23 protein-coding genes are annotated in these 24,389 nt (G+C 39.1%); 13 read left to right on the top strand and 10 right to left on the bottom strand.

All coding sequences use genetic code 11. The features are described 5' to 3' along the window. Positions 1-12: 12 nt before the first annotated feature. The 3 genes from K2F45_RS08050 to K2F45_RS08060 all read right to left on the bottom strand — a co-directional run bounded on the left by K2F45_RS08050 (position 13) and on the right by K2F45_RS08060 (position 2,062). Complete coding sequence (locus K2F45_RS08050; RefSeq protein ID WP_075991705.1) at positions 13-540, bottom strand: hypothetical protein; 528 nt, start codon at positions 538-540, stop codon at positions 13-15. Between the two features lie 273 nt (positions 541-813). Further along, the gene (locus K2F45_RS08055) at positions 814-1,272 is read right to left on the bottom strand and encodes a hypothetical protein (RefSeq protein WP_075991706.1); all 459 of its coding nucleotides are present in this window, start codon (positions 1,270-1,272) and stop codon (positions 814-816) included. Positions 1,273-1,321: 49 nt separating this feature from the next. Further along, positions 1,322-2,062, bottom strand: a complete 741-nt coding sequence (locus tag K2F45_RS08060) for a hypothetical protein (protein ID WP_157625982.1) — start codon at positions 2,060-2,062, stop codon at positions 1,322-1,324. A 233-nt stretch (positions 2,063-2,295) separates the two neighbouring features. On the opposite strand from K2F45_RS08060, the gene K2F45_RS08065 reads away from it, so the two are divergent. Next, positions 2,296-2,544 carry a WGR domain-containing protein gene (locus K2F45_RS08065; protein WP_075991708.1) on the top strand — a complete coding sequence of 83 codons (249 nt, stop codon included), beginning with the start codon at positions 2,296-2,298 and terminating at the stop codon, positions 2,542-2,544. 29 nt (positions 2,545-2,573) lie between these two features. On the opposite strand, the gene K2F45_RS08070 is transcribed toward K2F45_RS08065, so the two are convergent. After that, positions 2,574-3,062: a hypothetical protein gene (locus K2F45_RS08070; protein ID WP_157625984.1), complete on the bottom strand. Its 489-nt coding sequence runs from the start codon at positions 3,060-3,062 to the stop codon at positions 2,574-2,576. Positions 3,063-3,138: 76 nt separating this feature from the next. Next, the gene (locus K2F45_RS08075; protein WP_075991710.1) at positions 3,139-3,924 is read right to left on the bottom strand and encodes an alpha/beta hydrolase; all 786 of its coding nucleotides are present in this window, start codon (positions 3,922-3,924) and stop codon (positions 3,139-3,141) included. Positions 3,925-4,369: 445 nt separating this feature from the next. On the opposite strand from K2F45_RS08075, the gene K2F45_RS08080 reads away from it, so the two are divergent. Continuing rightward, positions 4,370-5,383, top strand: coding sequence for a PDDEXK nuclease domain-containing protein (locus tag K2F45_RS08080; protein ID WP_075991711.1), 1,014 nt, complete (start codon positions 4,370-4,372; stop codon positions 5,381-5,383). Positions 5,384-5,550: 167 nt separating this feature from the next. Further along, positions 5,551-5,811 (top strand): hypothetical protein, encoded by a 261-nt coding sequence (locus K2F45_RS08085; RefSeq protein ID WP_075991712.1) that lies wholly within the window; start codon positions 5,551-5,553, stop codon positions 5,809-5,811. Positions 5,812-5,988: 177 nt separating this feature from the next. Here K2F45_RS08085 and K2F45_RS08090 read toward each other — a convergent pair whose 3' ends face one another. Both K2F45_RS08090 and K2F45_RS08095 read right to left on the bottom strand, forming a co-directional pair. Continuing rightward, positions 5,989-6,402 carry a hypothetical protein gene (locus K2F45_RS08090; protein WP_075991713.1) on the bottom strand — a complete coding sequence of 138 codons (414 nt, stop codon included), beginning with the start codon at positions 6,400-6,402 and terminating at the stop codon, positions 5,989-5,991. Between the two features lie 67 nt (positions 6,403-6,469). Beyond that, positions 6,470-7,084 (bottom strand): SprT-like domain-containing protein, encoded by a 615-nt coding sequence (locus tag K2F45_RS08095; protein ID WP_075991714.1) that lies wholly within the window; start codon positions 7,082-7,084, stop codon positions 6,470-6,472. Positions 7,085-7,386: 302 nt separating this feature from the next. On the opposite strand from K2F45_RS08095, the gene recN reads away from it, so the two are divergent. Further along, positions 7,387-9,048, top strand: coding sequence for a DNA repair protein RecN (recN, locus tag K2F45_RS08100; RefSeq protein ID WP_075991715.1), 1,662 nt, complete (start codon positions 7,387-7,389; stop codon positions 9,046-9,048). Between the two features lie 68 nt (positions 9,049-9,116). On the opposite strand, the gene K2F45_RS08105 is transcribed toward recN, so the two are convergent. Together K2F45_RS08105 and K2F45_RS08110 are read right to left on the bottom strand one after the other, a co-directional pair. Continuing rightward, complete coding sequence (locus tag K2F45_RS08105) at positions 9,117-9,536, bottom strand: hypothetical protein (RefSeq protein ID WP_075994693.1); 420 nt, start codon at positions 9,534-9,536, stop codon at positions 9,117-9,119. A 139-nt stretch (positions 9,537-9,675) separates the two neighbouring features. Then, on the bottom strand, positions 9,676-12,201 hold the full coding sequence (locus tag K2F45_RS08110; RefSeq protein WP_075991716.1) for an ATP-dependent Clp protease ATP-binding subunit: 2,526 nt from the start codon (positions 12,199-12,201) through the stop codon (positions 9,676-9,678). Between the two features lie 185 nt (positions 12,202-12,386). Here K2F45_RS08110 and ettA point away from each other — a divergent pair, with 185 nt between their 5' ends. From ettA to uxuA, 9 genes are all read left to right on the top strand, one after another. Continuing rightward, positions 12,387-14,069 carry an energy-dependent translational throttle protein EttA gene (gene ettA, locus K2F45_RS08115; protein ID WP_046672222.1) on the top strand — a complete coding sequence of 561 codons (1,683 nt, stop codon included), beginning with the start codon at positions 12,387-12,389 and terminating at the stop codon, positions 14,067-14,069. Positions 14,070-14,078: 9 nt separating this feature from the next. Further along, a complete protein-coding gene (locus K2F45_RS08120; RefSeq protein ID WP_075991717.1) occupies positions 14,079-15,263 on the top strand; it encodes a PAS domain-containing sensor histidine kinase in 1,185 nt (394 codons plus the stop codon). Between the two features lie 42 nt (positions 15,264-15,305). Beyond that, positions 15,306-16,373 (top strand): response regulator, encoded by a 1,068-nt coding sequence (locus tag K2F45_RS08125; protein WP_248933291.1) that lies wholly within the window; start codon positions 15,306-15,308, stop codon positions 16,371-16,373. 373 nt (positions 16,374-16,746) lie between these two features. Further along, positions 16,747-17,163: a Rossmann-fold NAD(P)-binding domain-containing protein gene (locus K2F45_RS08130; RefSeq protein ID WP_070567181.1), complete on the top strand. Its 417-nt coding sequence runs from the start codon at positions 16,747-16,749 to the stop codon at positions 17,161-17,163. A gap of 1 nt (position 17,164) precedes the next feature. Further along, a complete protein-coding gene (gene hemN / locus K2F45_RS08135) occupies positions 17,165-18,535 on the top strand; it encodes an oxygen-independent coproporphyrinogen III oxidase (RefSeq protein ID WP_172840661.1) in 1,371 nt (456 codons plus the stop codon). 9 nt (positions 18,536-18,544) lie between these two features. Then, positions 18,545-20,938, top strand: coding sequence for a heavy metal translocating P-type ATPase (locus K2F45_RS08140; protein WP_075991719.1), 2,394 nt, complete (start codon positions 18,545-18,547; stop codon positions 20,936-20,938). Between the two features lie 5 nt (positions 20,939-20,943). Beyond that, positions 20,944-21,132 carry a cbb3-type cytochrome oxidase assembly protein CcoS gene (gene ccoS / locus K2F45_RS08145; RefSeq protein ID WP_075991720.1) on the top strand — a complete coding sequence of 63 codons (189 nt, stop codon included), beginning with the start codon at positions 20,944-20,946 and terminating at the stop codon, positions 21,130-21,132. A gap of 79 nt (positions 21,133-21,211) precedes the next feature. Then, positions 21,212-22,030 (top strand): SDR family oxidoreductase, encoded by an 819-nt coding sequence (locus tag K2F45_RS08150; protein WP_070567614.1) that lies wholly within the window; start codon positions 21,212-21,214, stop codon positions 22,028-22,030. A 12-nt stretch (positions 22,031-22,042) separates the two neighbouring features. Beyond that, positions 22,043-23,203 carry a mannonate dehydratase gene (uxuA, locus tag K2F45_RS08155; RefSeq protein WP_075991721.1) on the top strand — a complete coding sequence of 387 codons (1,161 nt, stop codon included), beginning with the start codon at positions 22,043-22,045 and terminating at the stop codon, positions 23,201-23,203. 139 nt (positions 23,204-23,342) lie between these two features. Here the strand turns inward: uxuA and K2F45_RS08160 are convergent, their stop codons facing one another. After that, the gene (locus tag K2F45_RS08160; RefSeq protein ID WP_070567173.1) at positions 23,343-24,365 is read right to left on the bottom strand and encodes a LacI family DNA-binding transcriptional regulator; all 1,023 of its coding nucleotides are present in this window, start codon (positions 24,363-24,365) and stop codon (positions 23,343-23,345) included. Positions 24,366-24,389: the final 24 nt, after the last annotated feature.

Here is a 24,389-nt window from a genome sequence, read left to right on the forward strand (position 1 = left end):
GAGATCGTGTTGTCAACCGATGAGATTTTTGAGACTTGAAAATATAGATTCAAAAATTTTACTCAAGTCTAAACCCTGTGAATGGTTGAATAAAAAGAAAACTATAGCCAGTGCGATCGCTGTCATAATCACTTTTTTAAACATGTAAGCTATTCCTAATACAATGGCCGGGATAATCAAAAACATCAATCCGCTAATGGCAAAAGGAGAGAGTCCGCTATCGCTCTTATAGATATAAAATAAGCGACCTTTGGAAGTTTGTTGATTCTTATGGCTAAAGAATACAAATGTTGATGACTCAATTTTCTGATTAGGGACAGCGACACCCTCATGAAATTGTAGTGCTTGCGAGAAACCATTGATTGTAAATAGGTAATTGCCATGGATGTTTTCATTGGTGTTTCCTAGCGAATCCAATGCAACTACAGCCAATTTTCCATTTTTGGAGAGGTTTTCTTTTACGATAAAGTTTTGGATATTTTGCTCTTGAGCAGCCGCCCAAAAAGGTATCAGTAATAGAAAAAATATAATCTTTTTCATCGTTTTATTTTTATTCAACTCGCTATTTCCCTTTTTAGGGCCTATTTCCGTAGCGTCAATATCGTTTGGAAGATCAGTAGCATTAATATGCTGAATCCGATTTCCTTGAAATGAGACTGCAATTTTAGGGATTTTAATTTTCTTTTGAAAATCTTTAACTATACGAATGTTGAAACCTTTGTAAATACGCTCGAGGGTTTTTCATTATTCCTCAGAAGAAGGTACGATCTCCTGCTTCAGTTAATCCTACTTTTATTTTCTTCTATGGGTAAATTAAGTATTATCCTCCTTGGGTAAAGCATACGAATTGCTTTTATCTGTGTCGTTTGTTAATATCATATTTTGGAAATATCTAATATCAGGCTCCCCCAAAAACTTGTTTATTTTTCCCATCGTTTGATCATCGCACCAGTTACCGTTCTGATCTTGGACTTGTAGTACCCATTTATAAGGTCGTTTGTTGTTGGAAAATTCCTTTATCCTAATAACCCCAAATAAGGCATAGGTAATCTGATTTAACATTTCATCTATTTCCTCTTCTGTATTATCATAATGCCAATGGAAGTGGTCAAAAAAGAGCATATTTTCTCTTACGTCAATACATAATGTAATATCAAAACCCTGAGTGGGAGTGCCTAATATTTGAAGTTCGTTCGCGTTTGGTCTTCGGTATGAGATTTCAGGGTGTTTTGTTAGTTCATCTATAATTAAATCGATAATATTTTGGTCCATCGTAATGTTGGATTATTCACTTATAAAATAGGCTAATTTCCAGAAAAATTTAGTTCTTTGAAAGTTCTTGGATCAATTGCAATTTCACTGCGTCATTTAGAACACCTTTTGGATCATCAATAGTTATTTTTCCAAGGATATCTTTCTTGACGGAAGCCCGATTTCCTTTATTGTCACTCGCATCATAATTTCCTAAAATATCCTTTCTAACTGAAACTCGATTTCCGCTATTGTCTTCAATCGTTTTACCACCTAGAATATCAGTTCTCACTGTGGTACGTTGACCATCACTATTTTCGATAGTGCGATTATCAAGAATATCTTTTGTTATCCGGCTTGAATTACCTTTGTTGTCTCGAATTTCCAGATTGCCGAAGATATCTTTCGATATCGTTGAGCTATTGCCTTGATTATCTCGGATGTCGAGACCTCCAGAAATATTTTTTGATACAGTTTTTACATTTCCTTTTTCATCACGTGTTTCTAAATTACCGTGTATATTTTTTAAAACTGTAGATGAACTTCTGTCTAGATCGGGGATATCAAAATCGCCGCTGCTATTTTTTCTGATAGTAGTTTTATCTCCATCCTCATCTTTTACGACAATATTTCCTGAAAAATCTTCTTTTATGGTCAGTTTAATACCACTCTTATTGACAGTTGTATATTCACCCAGGCTACCCCGTCTAAATTTAATGGTATTTCTCCATGTGTCTGAAAGAATAACTTCTCCCCAGCTATCGGTTTCTATTTTTATAGAGTTTTTATCTAGCCCATCTGAAATTGCCATTTTAATCATGTACTTTTTTATATTGTTAGAAGGGGGATCGGACCATATTCGGGTATACTCTTCCGCTGTTGAAATTTTGGCTTCTGACGTTAAAGTAACTAATAGTAGTGAAAAACTGAATAAGAAATATATACGCATGATCTGTCTGTGATTTAATGTCAATATACGTTTTTTTCGCTACTTTCGTTATATTTAAACAGTAAGCGAAATAATTGATATTACAGTTATAAATAATGTTTAAGCACTTAAAATACATAGACGGTACATCGGATAAATTTTGGGAAATACAAACTTCGGGAGCAACCCATACAATCACCTACGGACGGAACGGAACCGCTGGGCAAAGTAAAAGTAAAACCTTTGATTCCGAGGAAGCCTGTCTAAAGGATGCTGAAAAACTAATTGCGGAGAAGACTAAAAAAGGCTATTCTGAAGATGGTGCTGTAGATGCAGATAGCAAGGAAAAAGGATCCGCTGTTTGACAGCCAACGGCTGCCAGCCAGTTATTGAATTAGTCTAAGATCTCTTCGTATGTCAATGTATTTTTATGATTGGATACACAGATTTTTATAAATGTTGGAGTGATGCCTTTGCCATTTGGACGATACATGGAATAGGTATAGGAATCATTGTCATGATAATTGGCGCGTAGCGTGTCACCTTCATATCTGTCTACCGCAGAGCTATGAACTTCTATTCTTTCATCCATTTTGTCACTCCAAGTTCGTTGATTGATAAAAGATTGTTTGTCTTTTTCGGAAATAGATAGTTCAAATTGATGTGTGTAATCTCTTAAGCCACCACTTTGATTGGAAATAATTTTAAAATCATCGTTTAGCGTGATATGGTGTTCGCTGAGTAGTTGTCTTGCATCAGATTTAGAGAATAATAGATCATCAAATAGTAGGTATAGCGTGAGCATAAGAAAAGGCAATATTAAAACAATCGAGACGATAGTTCCCAACTTTTTACGGCCAGATTTTTTTAGAATCCAGTACATTAAATAGATGAATAGGCCTGGAATGCCAAACCATATCAAAAAAATTAGCGCATATAGCGTATACATTTGTTAATCGTTATAATCCTAAAGCTCCTAATCCACTAATAATGTCTAAGTAGATTTGTGGTATATGTACATTCCCAATATTGTTACGGGTGATATCAGTAATACCAGCATGCGAGATACCCTGAGAAGCATGTATATGTTTAAAGTTGGCTCCCCACATTGCACTTTCTAATGGGACCATCCCATCATTTTTACCTGCCAGTCCCGTTAGGTATTTAAAACTCAATGCGTACAATAAATCATCCTGTGGCTTATTCATTGTCGAAGCAAAGCTCTGATAAAATACATTGTCCATATTGGGGTTGAGCTGGTTGAAAGCACGCATTTTTTTTACACTGAGATCTCGGATTAATTCGATTGGGGCGGGAGATTGCCCTCCAAATAAAAAAGAAATACGTTGGATCAGTTTTTTTGTAACAGAATCCCCGGATAGATGTTTTTCTATTAGATAATCTGCTATTGGTGTTCCGAAGTGTGGCGTGGTTATTGTGCTTAAGGAGGCCACCATTTGATGGCCTTTTAGCGTTGAAATAAAATAGCGAGCGTCGATCCCACCTTTAGAATGCGCGATGAGATTAAATTTAGTGACACCTGTTTTTTCTGCAAGATCTGACAGATTTCTTTTCAGCATCTGTGCATTGTTAGCAACGGTGCCCCATCCATCGGTCTTACCATAAAAAAATGAAATATTGTTTTTTTTGAAAGTCTTGGGAATCCTGCCCCAAAACAAACTACTATCTCCAGCTGCAGTACCATGGATCAATATAATAGGATATCTTAATTTAAAGGCATTCATTGGTTTTTTTATACGTTTTAATCCATCCAATAGATTTTTTAAATTAGCTTTATCGCATTTATAAAAATATCTGTTTTCCTTGCACCATGTTTAATCTGTTCAAAATGATTCCAGGTTTCTTCGTTACCATTGTCATATTATCCTTTCTTTAAACCAGATAAATAATTGTCAGCTATTTTCATTTACTTTTCTTCTTGTCAGTGAAGTTAGCCAAACTTTATGATAGAATAAAAGTAAATTCTCGCGTATCTCCTATTCTGTTGATTTTAAAAAGGAACTGAAATTTAAAAGTATAGAAAAGAATCATTTTAGCTAATAATTCTTGAATAGGGTAATTAAATTTGATGTGCAGGGAATTATTTGCTAAAATAATTAGTATTTAAATTATTTATAGTTATCTTTGTATTATTCATTTACAGAGGTAATACCAAGAAAATAAACAATTATGTTGTCCGATCAAACTTTAGTATCCGATATAAAGGCAATTATTGTGCAGTCCAAGGAAAATGCTGTGCGTGCTGTCGATCATCAACGCACATTAATGTACTGGCACATAGGTAAACGTATTTTTGAGCAGGAACAGCAAGGTAAAGATAGGGCCGATTATGGGAAATATCTGACCCAATATCTTGCTAAGGCCTTGGAACCTGAATTTGGGAGTGGATTCTCGCGAAGGCAAATTGAATTGTTCCGGCAGTTTTACCGGGTATTTCCAATTGCGAACGCACTGCGTTCGCAATTGAGCTGGACGCAATATCGATTGTTAATGCGACTTGACTTGGACGAACAAAGAGAATTCTATACGGCTGAAACAATCAAAAATAACTGGACATCACGACAGCTCGAAAGACAAGTTTTTAGTAATTTATACGAACGCCTGTTGCTTAGCAACGATAAAGAAAGTGTGTTGGCTGTAGCGAAAAAGGAAAAGATGCCTTCCGATGCGAAGGAGATTATCAAAGATCCGATGGTGCTGGAATTTTTGGGTTTGAAACGGGAAAGCGCTTACTATGAGAAAGATCTTGAGGGCGCCATTATTGCCCATCTTCAAGAGTTCTTATTAGAATTAGGGAATGGCTTTTCATTTGTCGCTAGACAAAAACGTATTCATATCGAAGGCGATGAGTTTTTTGTTGATTTGGTCTTTTACAACCGTTTGTTGCAAAGTTTTGTGATCATTGAGATTAAGACCCATAAATTAACGCATCAAGACATCGGTCAGCTGCAAATGTATGTCAATTACTACGATCGTATCGAAAAGCTCCCGCATGAACATCCGACGGTTGGCATCTTACTATGTGCGAGTAAAAACGATGCGGTCGTCAAATTTACGCTCCCTGAGGGACAAAAACAGATTGTTGCCAGTCAATACGACCTTTACCTGCCTACAGAGCAACAGTTGCTGGATGAGGTGAATAAAGAGTTGAATAGTTTTGTAGGTAAAAGTGACGCTGAGTAGAACTTTCAAGCGTTTATATGGCGCCATTTAAGGGAATTTTAAACGCGCTAAACCGAGTTAATTTATAAGCATTGGGAGATGAAAGCCCTGAGTTTCCGCTTTTTTCATTTTTATTTTTCTAACATAGATTATTTTGTACATTTGTATCGAATAAAATCGAAATTGAAATGGCAGAAACTGTACAACCAAGAGGTCCAAAGACAACTGATAATAATGCGAACCAAACTCATTACTACAAAACATTGGTAGTAGCGATCGCTTTAGGTTTAATAGGTACATTTATCCGTTTTGTACCGGATGTATGTGCGGCAATGGGTCAACAAACTTTTTTGTTTTCCGCAATAGCTAACATCTCCATGATCGTAGGTGCACTTATCGCATTCAAAACCGTTTTCGGAATTTTGGGATTTGGAAAAAACCGTGACTAATTAAAAGTCAACACTAAGATATTTGAAAGCCCCAGTTTACTGGGGCTTTTATATTTTAATCCTTTTTTCTAACTCAGTTCATCGTGGACGATCCCGTCCCGTTATGCTTCCATGATCTACAAGATACAAAAAAAGGCCTCACGATAGTGAGGCCTTTTTTTGTATGATTATCGCAGACTATGCGAAAAGTGACCAAGTAGACCAAGGAATACGAGCAAGCATCAAGATCAAACCGATGATATAGAAAATAACAACCGTTTGGTTTGCTTTTCTGGCATTTTCAATCTTTTTAGCTTTAGAGTAACCAATTGTGATCAATACAATAGCAATGATCATAGTTAATGGGTGTTCGATGATTTTAAAACGTAATGTCGGATCTTTCATTACGGCGCCAGAGATCATCGATGGATACTTTAAATAAAAGAATAAGATCAATCCCACCAATAATTGAATATGCGATGCGATAAAACCCAATAAAGCAATTTTACGGTTGTACGGTTTGTTGCCTAAATAGTTTGATAGGGTGATCACGATCGATATCACCAGGGCTAGCAATAATACAATTGCTATAGTCGAGTGTAAGTGTAACATAAAAGCTCTCTTTAATTATTTCCTAAGTTAGCAAAGATAAAAATATAATGAATGTATTTGTCAAAAATCATTGTTCTAGCAGAAATACCTCCGCTATTGGATTGAATAAGTACATGCGTTTGCTGTTCAATTCCATGCACTTATAGCGTTTTCTTATCTTTTCAATGCGTTGAAATGAACGACCATTTTTTAGTTTAAAGAAATGGCCATCCTCCAAAGATTCCACCGTAAGGGCACTGGTTTTGACGGTATCGTATGATTTTAAGGTGCGAAACAGGTGAAGGTCCGTGCAGCTTGAAGCCGCGGGGTTTTCCATGTAGCGATGAATGGCACTGCTAATATCGATTGGAAAAATATTTAATTTAAGGAAGGGCTCCATCAGTTCCTTGAAATTATTTTTCCACTCAGTACCATGTGGCTTGACACGATGCTGGTGTTTGTTCCAGGTTTGTAAATGGGCAAATTCATGGATCGTCGTAATCAGAAATGAATAGGAATTTAAGTCATGGTTGACTGAGATGCGGTGTGGGCTTCCTTTAAACGGTGCACGGTAATCTCCCAGTTTGGTACTCCTTGAACGAGAGATCTTAAATAAGCAGCGGGTATGATTAATCCAGTTGGATATAATCGGCGCAGCTTCTTCAGGCATGTATTTTTTAAGCGTAGCACTATAATCTTGCATGCCATAAAAATAGGGATTTATTCATGTCAATAGTGCTAAATGAGAACATTCTTTTGTCAAAAATAAAAGCAGTTTACTAAAAATAGTAGTTTTTAATTTGGAAAAATGATATTATTTTTAGTATTTAGTACCTAAGAATATTAAAAGTGGGCATGTTATTAAAGCAGAGTAGCTGTTTTTTTAAATAAAATATATTGAAATCGCCTGAGTTTTAGGTAAATTACCTACAGAAAGGTTCATGAAACATAGGATCCGATTGAGGAACGGTATTTCCTCTAAACTGTAATTAGACCTTCAAGAATATGCTAGATACCTTACATATTAGAAATTATGCGCTCATCAACGAATTGGAAATCCAATTTGATAAAGGTTTGAATATGATTACCGGTGAAACCGGTGCCGGTAAATCTATTATCATGGGAGCATTATCGTTGATCTTAGGAAATAGAGCAGAAGGCAAGCATTTTTTCGACCCAACCAAGAAATGTGTGATTGAAGGGGAATTTAAAATTGGTTCTTACCAGCTACTTCGTTTTTTTGAGGAAAATGATCTCGATTACGCGGACCATACGATTATTCGAAGAGAGATATCTCCCGATGGTAAATCCCGGGCATTTATTAATGATTCTCCCGTCACCCTGGCTATCCTTAAAGCTTTAGGCGAGCAGTTGATTGATGTGCATTCTCAACATGCAACATTGCAGATTAATACAGAAGATTTTCAGTTTTTGGTAGTGGATAGTGTAGCAGGCTCTTTCGGACTGAAGCAAAGCTATCGAGAGAGCTTCTTCGCTTATAAGAAAGCAAAAAAAGAACTCGAAGAATTTAAGGATCTGGTAAAAAAAGCTGCAATAGAACAGGATTATTTTCAGTTTCAATTTGATGAACTTGACGCCGCCCGATTGGTCGCAGATGAACAGGGACAACTCGAAGTACAACAGCGGCAGTTGGAAAATGCAGAAGATATCAAACGTGCACTAACTGGGGCATCAAATCTATTGGAAAATGAAGATACGGCAGTTTTAAGCCGTTTAAAAGAGACGATGAGCCAGGTGGAAGGCATTGCCTCATTTCTGCCTGAGGCTGCAGATTTGGCTGCACGATTAAAGAGCACATGGATTGAGCTGAAGGATGTCGCAGCAGAGCTGAGCTCTCTTGAGGAGGATACCCAAATCGACGAAGGTACTTTATTGGAAATAAATGAGCGCTTGAGTTTATTGTATTCCTTACAGAAAAAACATCATGTGGACTCCGTTGAGGAGCTGATCAAATTACGTGATGATCTTGAATCCAAACTGTTTGCTATAAATTCTTCGGATGAGCAATTGGAGCGATTGGAAAAAGAGGTTGTGGCTAAATTAGCCATTGCCCAGAAAAACGCAAAGGAACTATCAGCAGCCAGAAGAAAGGTACTGGAGATGATCGCAAAGGATGTGCAAGCGACCTTGTCAAATGTAGGTATGCCGAATGCACGACTTCAAATTAATCTGGAACCATTAAAGGAAGGGGATATGCGGGAATCGGGGATGGATTCAATACAGTTTTTATTTTCGGCCAATAAAGGACAGGCATTGCAATCCATTCATAAGGTTGCATCGGGAGGAGAGCTTTCTCGTGTTATGTTGGCCATTAAATCCTTAGTTGCTAAAACTTCTGCATTACCTACTATTATTTTTGATGAGATCGATACAGGAATCTCTGGAGAGGTTGCGCTACGCGTAGGAGAGGTGATGGAAAGTCTTGCTGAGAATATGCAGGTTATTGCTATTTCCCATTTACCGCAAATTGCCGCTAAAGGTGCTGCGCATTATAAAGTATATAAGGAAGACAAAGCCAACCGAACCATATCTAACATTGTTCGTTTAGATCAAGAGGGGAGAGTCAAGGAAATCGCTCAGATGCTTAGTGGGGCCAATCCCACAGATGCAGCATTGGAACATGCGGAGTTGTTACTGAAAGGATAGTTAACATAAAAAAATGCCCCAAAAAGAATTCAACTTTTGAGGCATTTTAATTTTTCACGATCTTTTTACTAGTTTCCTATAGTGGCATCTGTTAAAACAACTTTAACGATCATATTGTCCGGTGCAGCTGGAGCTCCCCCACTTACGTCGTTAGCGTAAATACGTACGACGCCAATAGAATAGTTGTACGAAAACTGATATCCATATAGTTCTGAAGGAATCGCTTCATATCTATCAGGAGTAGCGTCCACATTTATGGCCACGCTAACATGACCGTCTTCATAATAACGTTTATCTAAATCTTTGATGGCGATATCTTTTCTATAAGTATTAGTACCCTCTTTGACCCATTCAGTTGATTTTACGGGAAATACATAACTTGTGCCGTCTAAAACGTTCACTTCTTGAGTAATATATTCCTTCTTACAAGAAGAAAATGAAACCAGGGCTGCGGTTCCAATTAATGCTGCGAATAAAAGTCTTTTCATATTGTTTGTGTTATTTGTGATAATTTTTTTATTATAGGACGATAAAATAGTGCGAAAGTTTAACGCCAAATTCATATACAACAAAAAATGCACCATAAAGGTGCATTTTATTGAAATTATTTTTAAAGATGGCTGAAGCTTACTTCTCAGCTGTATCTTTTGAAGACTTAGAATCTGAGCTAGAAACCTCAATATCTTTGGTTTCAGGATTAATGCTCACGGTCAAAACTGAACCAGTTTGCACATTTCCTTTGAGGATCTCTTCTGCAATCGGATCTTCAAGATATTTTTGGATTGCTCGTTTTAATGGACGTGCACCAAAATTACTGTCATAACCTTTGTCTGCGATGAAATCTTTTGCCTCATCGGTTAAATTGATGGTATAACCCAAATCAGCGATACGTTTGAACAATGACCTTAATTCAATATCAATGATTTTGAAGATATTCTCTTTTGTCAATGAGTTGAATACAATCACATCATCGATACGGTTCAAAAATTCAGGAGCGAAAGCTCTTTTCAAAGCGGTTTCAATAACTCCACGTGAATGCGCATCAGATTGTTGTGATTTTGCTGCAGTGGTGAAACCAACACCCTGACCAAATTCCTTCAATTGGCGTGCCCCAATATTTGAAGTCATAATGATTATGGTATTTCTGAAATCTACTTTACGGCCCAAACTATCTGTCAATTGGCCTTCGTCCAACACCTGTAACATGAGATTAAATACATCCGGGTGAGCTTTCTCAATCTCATCCAATAAGACAACCGCATAAGGTTTACGACGTACTTTTTCAGTCAATTGACCACCTTCTTCATAACCAACATATCCTGGAGGCGCTCCAACAAGGCGAGATACCGCAAATTTCTCCATGTATTCGCTCATGTCAATTTGGATCAGTGCATCTTCTGTATCAAACATAAATCGCGCTAATTCTTTAGCCAACTCTGTTTTACCAACCCCAGTAGGACCCAAGAAGATAAATGACCCGATTGGTTTTTTAGGATCCTTCAAGCCCGCACGTGTACGTTGAATAGCTTTCACCAATTTACCTACAGCGTCATCTTGACCAATGATTCTTCCCTTCATCAACTCAGCCATATTCAACAGTTTTTGACTGTCTGTTTGACTAACACGTTGTACTGGAATACCTGTCATCATGGCCACTACTTCAGCAACATTTTCTTCTGAAACAGTATAGCGTTTAGATTTTGTCTCTTCTTCCCAAGCGATTTTTTCTTTCTCGAGCTCTTCGATCAATTTTTTCTCCGTATCACGCAATTTGGCAGCCTCTTCGTATTTTTGACTACGAACGACTTTGTTCTTTTCCAATTTGACCTCTTCAATTTTATTTTCAATGTCAATAATGGACTGCGGTACATGAATATTGTTTAAGTGCACGCGAGAGCCTGCCTCATCCAAAGCATCAATAGCCTTATCTGGTAAGAATCTGTCTGTAATATAACGTGTTGTTAATGACACACAGGCTTCGATCGCTTCGGGAGTGTAGGTCACATTGTGGTGATCCTCATATTTCTCCTTGATACGATTCAATATCTCAACCGTTTCATCATGCGTTGCCGGCTCAATTGTTACCCGTTGGAAACGACGGTCCAAAGCACCATCTTTTTCAATGTATTGACGATATTCGTCCAATGTGGTTGCACCAATACATTGGATTTCTCCTCTTGCCAAGGCTGGTTTGAACATATTGGAAGCATCTAACGATCCTGAAGCGCCACCTGCACCAACGATGGTGTGAATCTCATCGATAAATAAGATGACATCCGGTGATTTCTCCAGTTCATTCATGACCGCTTTCATACGTTCTTCAAATTGACCTCGGTATTTTGTTCCAGCAACCAATGAAGCCAGATCCAATGTGACTACACGCTTATTGAATAATACACGTGATACCTTGCGTTGAACAATACGAAGAGCAAGTCCCTCCGCAATAGCTGATTTACCAACTCCCGGTTCACCGATCAACAAAGGATTGTTCTTCTTGCGTCGGGATAAAATTTGAGATACACGCTCAATTTCTTTTTCGCGACCCACAATAGGATCCAATTTACCCTCTTCGGCAGCTTTGGTCAAATCACGGCCAAAGTTGTCCAATACCGGAGTTTTGGATTTGATATCCGAAACTTTTTTAGGTTGGATATATTGATCATCCTCAGCAAAATCATCGTCGCCGGTAGGAGAGCCCGGAGCTTCATCCTTGATGGTCGTTCTATTTTGCTCAACTTCAGATTTGAAGATGTCGTAAGTCACATTGTATTGTTGTAAAATCTGAGAAGCAATATTATCTTCATCTCGTAAGATAGCCAATAATAGATGCTCCGTTCCGATGATGTCCGATTTGAATATTTTAGCTTCCAAATAAGTGATCTTCAAAACTTTTTCAGCCTGTTTTGTTAATGGCATATTGCCAATAGGAGCGCGTGAAACCGATGCCCCCTTCACTGCGTCCTCCACAGATTGACGTAGTGCTGTCGTGTCAATGCCTATGTTTTTAAGGATCTTTATCGCCATACCATCGCCTTCACGAATCAATCCGAGCAATAAATGCTCCGTTCCTATATAATCGTGACGCAATCTCAAAGCTTCCTCTCTACTGTACGATATGACATCCTTTACGCGCGGTGAAAATTTTGCTTCCATTGAATACCTTTCTGTTTTATATTAAGGATATATAAATGTAGTAAATTCTGCATTTCAAACCTTAAAATTATTTTAAATAATGTCATCAACAATTAAGCCATGACCGTTATACGTCCAAAATGTCAGTATAAAAGATTACATTTGTATGTTAATATAATAAGAGTTTTCGAATTTTTTTAAATTTTATGTCAGACGAGAAGATCATTTTTTCGATGGCGGGTGTCAACAAAATCTATCCGCCTCAAAAACAAGTGTTAAAAAATATCTATTTATCTTTTTTCTATGGCGCGAAGATCGGCGTGATCGGTTTAAACGGATCAGGTAAATCTTCCCTATTAAAAATTATCGCTGGATTGGATAAGTCCTACCAAGGCGAGGTGGTGTTCTCCCCAGGTTACTCTGTGGGTTATTTAGCACAAGAACCTCAATTGGATCTTGAAAAGACTGTTCTTGAAGTCGTTCAGGAAGGTGTCGCTGAAATTACAGCCATCTTACAGGAATACGAAGAAATCAACGAAAAATTTGGCTTGCCAGAGGTGTATGAAAATGCCGATGAGATGGACAAATTGTTGGCTAGACAAGGGGAACTTCAGGATATCATTGATGCCACTAACGCTTGGGAAATCGATTCGAAATTGGAAAGAGCAATGGATGCTTTACGTTGCCCCGAACCAGATGCGAAGATTGTCAATTTGTCAGGTGGCGAGCGCAGACGTGTAGCATTATGTCGCTTATTGTTGCAGGAACCTGATGTATTACTCCTAGATGAGCCGACCAACCACTTGGACGCCGAGTCGATTGATTGGTTAGAACAACATTTAAAACAATATAAAGGAACGGTCATTGCCGTTACCCACGACCGTTATTTCTTGGATAATGTAGCTGGATGGATTCTTGAATTGGATCGCGGAGAGGGTATTCCTTGGAAAGGAAATTATTCTTCTTGGTTAGATCAAAAAGCAAAACGCTTGGCACAGGAAGAAAAACAGGAAACCAAACGTCAAAAAACCTTGGAACGTGAGCTGGAATGGGTGCGTATGGCACCGAAAGCACGCCACGCCAAATCGAAAGCTCGTTTGCATAACTATGAAAAATTAGCTTCTGAGGAAACGAAAGAACGCGAAGAAAAATTGGAATTGTTTATTCCACCGGGACCACGTTTAGGTAATTCGGTCATTGAGGCAACTAATATTTCCAAAGCGTATGGCGATCGTATCTTGTTTGAAAACTTGAGTTTCATGTTGCCGCCTGCGGGTATCGTAGGGATTATTGGACCCAACGGTGCGGGTAAAACAACCTTATTCCGTCTGATTACAGGTCAGGAAACACCTGACACGGGTTCGTTCAAGGTCGGAGAAACAGTAAAATTGGGTTACGTAGACCAAATGCACCACGACCTCGATCCTGAAAAATCGGTTTGGGAAAATATTACGGGTGGCAGCGACAATATGATGCTGGGCAATCGCTCGGTAAACTCAAGAGCTTACGTTTCCAAATTTAATTTTAACGGTGCTGATCAACAAAAGAAAGTAGGTGTACTTTCTGGTGGAGAACGTAACCGTGTTCACTTGGCTATTACACTCAAAGAAGGCTCAAATGTGCTCTTACTTGATGAGCCGACCAATGATATTGATGTAAATACCTTACGGGCACTGGAAGAAGGCTTGGAGAATTTCGGTGGTTGTGCCGTTGTGATCTCCCACGATAGATGGTTCCTGGATCGTATCTGTACACATATCCTTGCTTTTGAAGGGGATTCACAGGTTTATTTCTTTGAAGGTAACTACACTGAATATGAAGAAAACCGTAAAAAACGTGTTGGTGACGTGACACCGCACCGTATTAAATACAAGAAACTGGTAAAATAAGCAACGATCATGGACGGTGGAAGGCTTTTAGCTGCTATAATAGATCACGCTATTGATGGAATAATTACCATAGACAACAGGGGGAATGTGGAAAGCATTAACCCTGCTGCCTTGGAATTGTTCGGTTATCAGGCTGAAGAAGTGATCGGACACAATATCTCCATGTTAATGCCTGAACCTGATCGTGGTAATCACGATGGTTATCTGCATAATTACCAAACCACAGGTCACAAGAAAATTATCGGAATCGGCCGTGAAGTGATGGGCTTAAAGAAAAATGGAGAAACATTTCCATTCCGCTTGGCAGTCAGTGAGGTTTGGTTAAAAGATAAGAATATCTTTACCGGCTTTATTCACGATTTATCGCGTGAGAAAGCTGCCGAGGATATGCTCAAGCAACATGCAGCCGAACTTGAACATAAAGTCAGTGAGCGTACACGCGACCTGATCTCTCTGGTATCTGAACTTGAAAAAGCGAAAGCAGAAGTCTCAAAGTCTTTGGAAAAAGAAATTGAACTTAACCAGCTGAAATCACGGTTTGTGTCCATGGCCTCGCATGAGTTCCGGACACCTTTAAGCTCGGTTCAGCTTTCGGCTTCTCTGATTGAAAAGTATTCCGAACGACCGGATGATAAGGCTAATATCATTAAACATACCAATAAAATTAAAAGTGCAGTTCAATTGCTCACAAGTATCCTGAACGACTTTCTGTCACTTGAAAAATTGGAAGCGGGTATTGTTGTGATGAATAAGAAGTACATCAATCTCGTTGAGCTGGCAGAAGAGATCACCGAAGAAATGCAATTGATCTGTAAGAAAAATCAGCATATTGTATACCAACATACCGGAGAAATTGGGCATTTCACCCTAGATCCAAATTTGTTGAAAAATGCATTGGTCAACTTAATCTCCAACGCGATCAAATATTCCGGAGAAGATACCTTGATCGAATTCACAACTTGTATCGACGACGAAGGCTGCTTAATATCCGTGAAAGACAATGGTATTGGTATACCCGAGGAAGATCAGGTACATTTGTTTGAGCCTTTTTTTAGAGCACATAATACAGGTAATATCCCTGGTACAGGATTAGGTTTGAATATTGTAAAACGATACATCGAATTGATGGCGGGGCAGATGGAATTTGAATCGGAAGTACACAAAGGAACTTCATTCAGAGTAAGCTTTAAATAAAGGTGAACTTGCAGATTCGCATAACTGAATAAATAATTGCAGATGAGAAATAAAAAGACAATTCTAATTATTGAAGATAATATCGATATCCGAGAAGGGACTACCGAAATATTGGAGTTGACAGGAAGGTATGATGTCATTACAGCCGAAAATGGGCGCGTTGGCGTCGACCTGGCGACAAGACATATTCCTGATTTGATTCTCTGTGATATCATGATGCCTGAATTGGATGGTTACGGAGTCTTATTTATGTTAAGCAAAATTGAGAGTACAACCAAAATTCCGTTCATTTTTCTGACTGCCAAAGCGGAACGCGCAGATATGCGCAAAGCGATGGAAATGGGGGCGGATGATTATTTGACGAAACCTTTTGATGATGTTGAATTGATGAATGCAATAGATGTTCGCCTCAAAAGACATGAGCAGCTTGCAGCAGATATCCCTCAGGAAGAAGATTTGAGTTTGAGCGCCGAAGAGCAGGTATTGTTGCTAAAAGAGCTAATTGCCAATTCACGGGTGAAAACAGTGAAGAAAAAACAGTCTATTTATGAAAAAGATGATTCGCCAACGTACGTCTATTTTGTGAAATCTGGTCAGGTGCGCAGCTTTAAGTCCTATAAAGATGGACGTGAGCTGTCTACGGGGATTTTTATTAAAGGAAATTACTTTGGTTATGCCTCGATTTTGCTGAATGATAATTATGAAGACTACGCCGAAGCTGTTGAACAAAGTGAAATTGTATTGATTCCAAAGGATAGTTTTTTGGAGCTGTTATGGAAAAAACCTGCAATAGCCAGTAAATTTATAAAGCTTCTTTCTGTCGATTTACGGGAAAAAGAAGAGCAATTGCTGGGTTTTGCCTATCATTCTGTCCGCAAGCGTGTCGCCAATGCGTTGATTAGCGTTGCTGAAAAAAGTGGAGTTAATATCAATGAGGCTGATGCATGCTCAATTGATGTGACACGAGACGGCCTAGCTTCAATTGCAGGGACAGCCAATGAAACTGTTTCCCGTATGCTCTCCGACTTTAAAGAAGAAAAACTGATTTCGAAAGAAAAAGGGAAGATATACATCAATTCTATCAAGAACCTGCGGGATGTGAAGCAGTAGCGATCAGCAGCTAAGATTTAAAAATCAATTTACTAAAAAAGGCGTGTTCAGTTTTTCTGAACACGCTTTTTTTCTGATAGCCTATGTTTACTGATTTGTGTCTTTTCATTAAAGTATCAATGCGAGTTCGCTATGCCGTTTTATTGAACTAGTTTGGTTTCATTGGTTTCAATGAACGTATAGTACGCGATTATTGGCCATATAATAGCTTTCGGTTGACTTTTACAGCTGTTGATGTTAGCGAAATCATGCAAGTTTTTGTGAATTGTGATAAATATCATTTTAAGGTGTGGTGCTATATCATCTTTTTGCCCATATGCATGATTTACTTTTGTTCTTAGGATAAACCTTAATTGGTGATTGTAGAATCAGAATGAAAGTAGTAGTATATAATGTAAGGTCATTTGAAAAAGAGTTTTGGGCATTGGCAAATGCCAAACAACATGATTTGACTTTGATTTCAAATGGATTAAATGCGGAGACACAGAATTACGCGCGTGGAAAAGATGCGGTAGTTATTTCCGTGAGCGATATGTTGGACGAGAGCATGCTACTTAATTTAAAAGGGTTAGGGATCAATAAGATTATGACCCGCAGTAAGGATACTGCTCATATCGATCTGGTAAAGGCTGGAGATTTGAATATTCAGATTGCCAATGCGCCATTTGAAGATCAGAGTCCAAAAGGACTGGCAGAGCAGACGGTCCGGAATCTCAACTTATGGGGATTAGAAAAATGTGTGGGTAAAGCTTGTTGTTGTCTAAACGACTGTGCTAAAAAAATAAAATAAAATGATTACATCGCAGGTTACAATGGAAGAATTGGTGCAAAAATATAATGTTGCCGCACCGCGCTATACAAGCTATCCTACTGTTCCCTTTTGGGATAATGAAGCATTTTCCCGGGCAGCTTGGACTAATCAAGTCTACCAAACTTTCCAGCAGTCGAAAGAAAAAGGTATCAGCTTATATATTCACCTTCCTTTTTGTGAAAGCCTATGTACGTATTGTGGTTGCAATACGCGCATTACAAAAAACCATCGCGTTGAAGAACCTTATATTGCCGCTCTTTTGAAAGAATGGGAAATGTATGTCGCTTTATTTAAGGGAGAAAGACCGTTATTGGCGGAAATACATTTGGGTGGTGGTACTCCGACCTTTTTCCATCCGGATAATTTGAAGGTACTGATTGAGGGGATCCTTAAACACGCAGACCTGGCTCCTGACCGTTCATTCTCTTTTGAAGCTCACCCTGCTAATACAACCGTCACACATTTAGAAACCTTATTTGACTTGGGGTTTCGGCGCTTGAGCCTGGGAATACAGGATTTTGATCCACTTGTGCAGTTTGTGATCAACCGACATCAAACATCGGCGGAAGTGAAAGAAGTGATGCTGAATGCGCGGAAAATTGGATTTGAGTCGATCAACTTCGATTTGATCTATGGATTGCCTAAGCAAACATTGGCTTCGGTGGAAGATACGATCCAAAAAGCGATGCTGCTCGGTCCAGACCGGATCTCTTTCTATAGCTATGCCCACGTGCCTTGGATAAAACCCGGTCAACGGCATTATACTGAAGCAGATCTACCTCATGGCGCAGCCAAACTCGCCTTGTATAACCTTGGAAAAAAAATGATTTTGGCCCATGGCTATGAAGATGTCGGTATGGATCATTTTGCGAAAAGAGAGGACGAGTTATTTGTCGCTTTTCAACAAGAAAGATTACATCGCAATTTTATGGGGTATGCCGATCGATTTAGTCCCTTGTTAATCGGTATCGGAGTCTCTTCGATCAGCGATGCCTGGGGGGCTTTTGCTCAAAATGTGAAGACCGTAGAAGAATACCATAAACTTATTGATGCGGGGGTATTGCCCGTTATAAAAGGACATATACTCAACGAGGAGGATCTTCTTGTAAGGCGTTATATCCTCGATATGATGTGTAAAGGCAAAGTGCAGTTGCCGACAGGTGCGCCGTTGAATGAGCAGATTATCGACGAATTGTCTGAACTTGTTGCAGATGGTTTAGTCTCCATTACCGGCGACCTAATTCAATGTACTGCTATTGGACGCTCTTTTTTAAGAAATATCTGTATGGCCTTTGATCAGCGATTATTGCGTTCAAAAGCACAAAATCAATTATTTAGTCAGGCAATTTAGAACGAAGGTATGGCAGAGCTAAGGGATGAAATACAACTTGCAGAAAAATGTTTCCATTGCGGCGATAAAATTGAGGAAACGGGTTATCAGCTCGATCATCACGATTTTTGCTGTCTGGGGTGTCAGACCGTTTACCAAGTCCTGAACGATAGTGGTATGCAGCAATATTATCGCTATAATCAGCACCCGGGTAAATCAAATAAATCCAAGCAAGAAGATTTTTCTTATCTGGATGAACCACAGATTGCCGATAAATTAGTGGATTATAAAGATGATAAGATGACCATCATCACCTTTTATATTCCGGCTATTCACTGTAGCTCTTGTATCTGGTTGCTGGAAAATTTATATAAACTCAATCCCAATGTACTGCAGTCGCGCGTGGACTTTATGAAGAAACAAGCGAGCATTACATTCAATCACAATGGGCTGCCATTGAAAGACCTGGTTTATCTTTTGGTCCATATCGGTTATGACCCTAAAATCACTTTGCAGGATGTTGTAAAGGAAGGGAATAGAAATAATCTGAATCCTTTGGTCGCAAAAATTGCTGTTGCCGGTTTCTGTTTTGGAAATTCTATGTTATTCAGTTTCCCTGATTATTTTGGAATGGGGAGTTTTGAAAAGGAATATGCCAATTTCTTTGGTTATATAAACCTTGCCTTTGGTCTCCCTGTTTTATTGTATTGTGCGTCGGATTATTTCAAATCGGCCTATTGGAGTCTGAAACAAAAGCGGTTGAATCTGGATGTGCCATTAGCTCTGGGAATCCTCGTGTTATTTTTGCGTTCCGCGTTTGAGGTGATCACGCAGACAGGAGCTGGTTTTACGGATACACTCTGTAGTCTTGTATTTTTTATATTGATCGGAAAATGGGTACAACAACGTACCTATTATCACATCTCATTTGAACGGGATTACCGGAGTTATTTTCCGGTGGCTGTAACAGTATTGACCGAATCGGGGGATAAACCTGTACAATTAGCTGACGTTCATATAGGTGACCGTATCTTGGTTCGGAACAATGAAATTATACCGGCCGATGCTATGCTTTTAAAAGGTGATGCTGCGATAGATTTTAGCTTTGTAACGGGAGAATCAAGTCCGGTCAGTAAGACCTTAGGCGAAATTATCTATGCCGGCGGACGCCAGACGGGGGAAGCGATAGAACTTGAAGTGGTCAAACCGATTTCACAGTCCTATTTGACCAAATTATGGAATAATGAGAATTATAAAGATTACGACAAACATTTTCAGACTTTTGTCAACTTTATAAGTAAATATTTTACTGTTGTTTTATTGGCTATTGCACTATTGGCTGCCTTATTTTGGGCCGTTGATGGGAGTGCAAGCCGGGCTTGGGGAGCTTTTACGGCGGTATTAATTATTGCATGTCCATGTGCGTTGGCGTTGAGCTCTCCATTTACCCTTTCTGCAGCGCTAAGTATTTTTGATCGAAATAAGTTCTATGTGAAAAATACGGCTGCTATTGAGCAGATGGCGAGGATTGATACTCTGGTGTTCGATAAAACTGGCACAATATCGTCGCCTAAAGCAACCTCAATTTATTTTGAAGGTAGCCTTTCGGCAGTTGACAAAAAGCTACTGAATGCGGTATGTAGAAACTCTAGCCATCCGTTGAGCCGTGAAATCGTCAAGTGGCTGAATGTCTCTTCTGCTATTTCGATACAGGATTTTAAGGAATTTCCGGGAAAGGGGATGCAGGCTAATGTAAGTGGTAAGGAAATTAAAATCGGTAGTGCTAACTTTTTGAATATCGGTAATATTAAAACAGATGGTTCTGTGGTTTTTATTCGTATAGGTGAGGAGTTAAAGGGGTATTTTACCATGGAGCAATCCTGGAGGGATGGCCTTTCGGCTTTGATTGAAGAATTTAAAGTCGAATACGACCTTCATTTAATCTCAGGGGATAACGATAGACGTCTGGATGCACTCCAGTTAATTTTTCCCTCGAATGCAAGTTTGCTTTTTAATCAATCACCAATGGAAAAACTGGAAACCATTCAAAATTTTCAGGTAGCAGGAAAGCATGTCTGCATGATTGGTGATGGCCTTAATGATGCGGGGGCATTGCGTAAAGCAGATTTGGGCATCGCCGTGAGTGATGATATCAATAACTTCTCTCCCGGCTGCGATGCGATACTGGATGGGGAGTCATTTTCAAAAATGCCGGATTTCTTTGCTTTTAGCAAAGATGCGGTGAAAGTAATACATATGAGCTTTGGTATATCTCTTTTATATAATGTAATTGGATTGAGCTTTGCCGTGCAAGGTATTATGTCGCCGTTATTTGCGGCGATTCTAATGCCAATAAGTACGGTAACGATCATCTCCTTTACAAGTCTCATGACGAGGTGGTATGCCAAACGCCGTAAACTCTAGTTGTTATGGAAATAATGTATATTTTGATCGGTTGTAGTGTTTTGTTGGCTTTGGTTTTCCTATGTGCTTTTTTCTGGGCAAATAAAACCGGTCAGCATAACGATACCTATACACCTTCTATACGGATTCTGTTTGATGATGAAACGACAGAAGGGGAAGATAAAGAAGGTGACGTAACTAAAACGTTATCGTAATTAAATCAATTACTTTTTTTTGTAATTAAGGTTATTATCAATAAAATTGGGGGTAAATACCAATTTGAAATAAAAATACATGCATAATAATCCATTTTCATTAAAAGATAAGGTAGTTGTAATTACGGGAGGTACAGGGATTTTAGGCGAAGCATTTGTTGAGGCTTTGGCCGAGGCAGAAGCCAAAGTCGCAATCCTTGGACGTAATGGACAAATCGGAGCGGAGCGTGTCCAGCAGGTAGAGTCTGTTGGTGGCGAAGCTATATTTATTGAAGTTGACATCATGAACGAACAGGATGTCACTCGGGCGAAAGATGAAGTTTTGCAAAAGTGGGGTAGGATAGACGCTTTAGTAAACGCCGTTGGAGGCAACATTCCAGGTGCAACAATTGGTGCCGATCAAGATTTATTTGCGAGCAATATTCAGGATACCATTAAAGCAATAGAGCTTAATTTGTATGGTACAATGATTCCTACGCATATTATTGGTCGTGTGATTGCTGAAAGCGGAAAAGGTGTCATCATCAATATATCTTCTCTTACAGCCAGTCGTCCTTTTACACGTGTTTTGGGCTATACTGTTGCAAAACACGGTATCGATGGGTATACAAAATGGATGGCCACCGAACTCGCTCAGCGTTATGGTGATCAAGTTCGTGTCAATGCAATCGCTCCCGGTGTATTCTTAACCAAACAAAACAAAAACTTATTGATCAATCCAGACGGTACTTATAGCGACCGTACCAAACGTATTCTTAACGGAACTCCCTATAACCGTTTGGGTGACCCTCGTGAGTTAAAAGGAACTTTAATCTATCTATTGAGCGATGCATCGGCCTTTGTGACAGGGGAGACGGTTTTTGTCGATGGTGGTTTTAATGCATGGTGTGGCGTTTAATTAAACTTTAAGATGAGAAAATTAGAACAAACCTGGCGTTGGTATGGTCCCAATGACCCGGTATCTTTACAAGATATCAAACAGGCTGGAGCTACTGGTATTGTTACGGCATTACATCATATTCCACACGGTGAGGTATGGCCACTTGCCGATATTCAAGAAAGAAAACGCATTATAGAAGATGCTGGCCTTACTTGGTCTGTTGTGGAAAGTGTGACAGTACACGAGGAGATTAAGACAAAAGGTGCTAGGGTCGATGAATACCTCCAGAAATATAATGAGACTTTAACCAATCTTGCACAATGCGGCATCAAAACAATTTGTTATAATTTTATGCCGGTGCTGGACTGGACACGTACACAATTGGATTTAACCATGGCGGATGGTTCAAAAGCATTGTATTTTGACTGGATTGATTTGGCACTGTTTGATATTTTTATATTGAAACGTGATGAGGCACAGACAGCGTATCCAGAGGATGTTGTTAAACGTGCGACTTTACGATTTGATGAAATTTCCGAACAGCAAAAAGAAGAATTGGCAAATGTTGTCTTAATGGGGATCCCCGGAGAGAAAAATGTGGAATTGGATGCCTTAAAGGCGAGCATTGATACCTATAAACATATTGGGAAAGATGGTTTACGCGATAATTTGGTTTATTTCCTTCAGGGAATTGCGGCAACTTGTGAGGAGAACGGTATATGTATGACCATTCATCCCGATGATCCACCGTATCCTATTTTAGGTTTGCCCCGCATCGCCAGTAATGGTGCAGATTTCGATTATTTTTTGAATGCGGTTCCACAACGATTTAATGGTGTCTGCTTTTGTACAGGATCTTTGGGGGCCAGTCAGACAAACGATCTGCCGGCTATCTTAGAAAATATTAAAGGACGGGTAAACTTTGTTCACTTACGGAATGTGAGGAAAGATGCGATCGGAAGCTTTTATGAGGCAGACCATTTGGATGGGGATGTCAATATGTATAAAATCATGAAAATCCTGGTTGCTGAAAATCAATTGCGATCAACAGCGATCCCATTCAGACCAGATCACGGCCATCAGATGCTGGATGATCTGAATAAAGTAACAAATCCAGGGTATTCTGCCATTGGAAGATTGAGAGGGCTTGCGGAATTACGGGGCCTAGAGTATGGTATTGTTGGTGAATGATACCAATAATTCGGGCGAAGATTAGAGATTATGACCTGTAATAGAGGTCGCATAAAGACAGTCGGGAAATAGGAGAGCTAACTTCTTATTTCCCGACTGTTTTGTTTTAAGTATGTCGGCGAGATTATAATCAAAAGAATTATAAGGAAGATTTGCGAATGATGAGCTGTGTTGGAAGCTCAATCGTTTCAAATTCATGTATTGGTCTTGTTTGGTTAATGGTGGCGATTAATTTATTTGTCGCCAGTTCCCCAATTTCTGTTGCCGGTTGTACAATTGTGGATAGTGCCGGATTTAAGGAAGCTGCTATCTGTGTGTTTGAAAAACCAATAACCGCGACCTCGGAAGGGACTTGAATCTGAAGCTCAGCCAAAATACCTAGTGTTCGAGTTGTAATAACATCCGTAGCACCGAAAATTGCATCTATACTTTTATGTTCAAGATATTCTTTGCGCAAAATCTCCCGAATTGTTTCGTCTATATCGGTGGTATTATTAAAACTACATTCGATATAATGTCTAGTATCAAAAGGAATCCCCGCATCTGATAAAGCAGATTTGAAGCCATTTAATCGTTCGGCTGCCACACCTAAGTTCTTTCCGGTGATATGCAAAATATTCTTTTTACCTTGTTCGATGAGATGCTTTGTGGCATTATATGAACCCTGGAAATTATTGACACCAACCTTGAATGTGTCGAGCTGGTGATTGATACGATCAAAAATAACGACGGGGATCTGCGATTTTATCAATGCTTTTAGCTCTTCAATATTTGAATCGGAAGAAACCGGAGATATCATTAAGCCATCAATACCGCGCATGCGTAAGACGTCAATACAATTTTTTTCGATCCGTTCGTCTTCCCGGCTTTGCATGAAAATAACGTCATAGACCGTCTGTTGAGAGGCTATTTGAATTCCATCGAGGATTTGTGAAACGAATGTATTGCTAATGTTGGATACAATAACCCCTATTGTATTGGATTTTCCTATTTTTAAGCTCCGTGCCAACTTATTTGGGTGGAAATTATGCTTTTTGGCATATTCCTGAACCATCTTTTTAGTCGCTTCACTTATTTCGTAGCTGTCTGATAATGCTTTGGAAACCGTCGAAACAGAAATATTGAGTGCCAACGCTATATCTTTCAGGGTAGTTCTGCTCATCGCTCTGGTGGTTATTTTAAGAAG

It is taken from the genome of Sphingobacterium siyangense (assembly GCF_023277505.1).
Classification (GTDB): domain Bacteria; phylum Bacteroidota; class Bacteroidia; order Sphingobacteriales; family Sphingobacteriaceae; genus Sphingobacterium; species Sphingobacterium siyangense.

What these genes read in the sequence shown, in the direction of transcription:
- K2F45_RS08050 (WP_075991705.1), bottom strand. Translation starts at nt 540, where the DNA reads ATGAAAAAGATTATATTTTTTCTATTACTGATACCTTTTTGGGCGGCT.
- K2F45_RS08055 (WP_075991706.1), bottom strand. Translation starts at nt 1,272, where the DNA reads ATGGACCAAAATATTATCGATTTAATTATAGATGAACTAACAAAACAC.
- K2F45_RS08060 (WP_157625982.1), bottom strand. Translation starts at nt 2,062, where the DNA reads ATGGCAATTTCAGATGGGCTAGATAAAAACTCTATAAAAATAGAAACC.
- K2F45_RS08065 (WP_075991708.1), top strand. Translation starts at nt 2,296, where the DNA reads ATGTTTAAGCACTTAAAATACATAGACGGTACATCGGATAAATTTTGG.
- K2F45_RS08070 (WP_157625984.1), bottom strand. Translation starts at nt 3,062, where the DNA reads ATGTACTGGATTCTAAAAAAATCTGGCCGTAAAAAGTTGGGAACTATC.
- K2F45_RS08075 (WP_075991710.1), bottom strand. Translation starts at nt 3,924, where the DNA reads ATGAATGCCTTTAAATTAAGATATCCTATTATATTGATCCATGGTACT.
- K2F45_RS08080 (WP_075991711.1), top strand. Translation starts at nt 4,370, where the DNA reads ATGTTGTCCGATCAAACTTTAGTATCCGATATAAAGGCAATTATTGTG.
- K2F45_RS08085 (WP_075991712.1), top strand. Translation starts at nt 5,551, where the DNA reads ATGGCAGAAACTGTACAACCAAGAGGTCCAAAGACAACTGATAATAAT.
- K2F45_RS08090 (WP_075991713.1), bottom strand. Translation starts at nt 6,402, where the DNA reads ATGTTACACTTACACTCGACTATAGCAATTGTATTATTGCTAGCCCTG.
- K2F45_RS08095 (WP_075991714.1), bottom strand. Translation starts at nt 7,084, where the DNA reads ATGCAAGATTATAGTGCTACGCTTAAAAAATACATGCCTGAAGAAGCT.
- recN (WP_075991715.1), top strand. Translation starts at nt 7,387, where the DNA reads ATGCTAGATACCTTACATATTAGAAATTATGCGCTCATCAACGAATTG.
- K2F45_RS08105 (WP_075994693.1), bottom strand. Translation starts at nt 9,536, where the DNA reads ATGAAAAGACTTTTATTCGCAGCATTAATTGGAACCGCAGCCCTGGTT.
- K2F45_RS08110 (WP_075991716.1), bottom strand. Translation starts at nt 12,201, where the DNA reads ATGGAAGCAAAATTTTCACCGCGCGTAAAGGATGTCATATCGTACAGT.
- ettA (WP_046672222.1), top strand. Translation starts at nt 12,387, where the DNA reads ATGTCAGACGAGAAGATCATTTTTTCGATGGCGGGTGTCAACAAAATC.
- K2F45_RS08120 (WP_075991717.1), top strand. Translation starts at nt 14,079, where the DNA reads ATGGACGGTGGAAGGCTTTTAGCTGCTATAATAGATCACGCTATTGAT.
- K2F45_RS08125 (WP_248933291.1), top strand. Translation starts at nt 15,306, where the DNA reads ATGAGAAATAAAAAGACAATTCTAATTATTGAAGATAATATCGATATC.
- K2F45_RS08130 (WP_070567181.1), top strand. Translation starts at nt 16,747, where the DNA reads ATGAAAGTAGTAGTATATAATGTAAGGTCATTTGAAAAAGAGTTTTGG.
- hemN (WP_172840661.1), top strand. Translation starts at nt 17,165, where the DNA reads ATGATTACATCGCAGGTTACAATGGAAGAATTGGTGCAAAAATATAAT.
- K2F45_RS08140 (WP_075991719.1), top strand. Translation starts at nt 18,545, where the DNA reads ATGGCAGAGCTAAGGGATGAAATACAACTTGCAGAAAAATGTTTCCAT.
- ccoS (WP_075991720.1), top strand. Translation starts at nt 20,944, where the DNA reads ATGGAAATAATGTATATTTTGATCGGTTGTAGTGTTTTGTTGGCTTTG.
- K2F45_RS08150 (WP_070567614.1), top strand. Translation starts at nt 21,212, where the DNA reads ATGCATAATAATCCATTTTCATTAAAAGATAAGGTAGTTGTAATTACG.
- uxuA (WP_075991721.1), top strand. Translation starts at nt 22,043, where the DNA reads ATGAGAAAATTAGAACAAACCTGGCGTTGGTATGGTCCCAATGACCCG.
- K2F45_RS08160 (WP_070567173.1), bottom strand. Translation starts at nt 24,365, where the DNA reads ATGAGCAGAACTACCCTGAAAGATATAGCGTTGGCACTCAATATTTCT.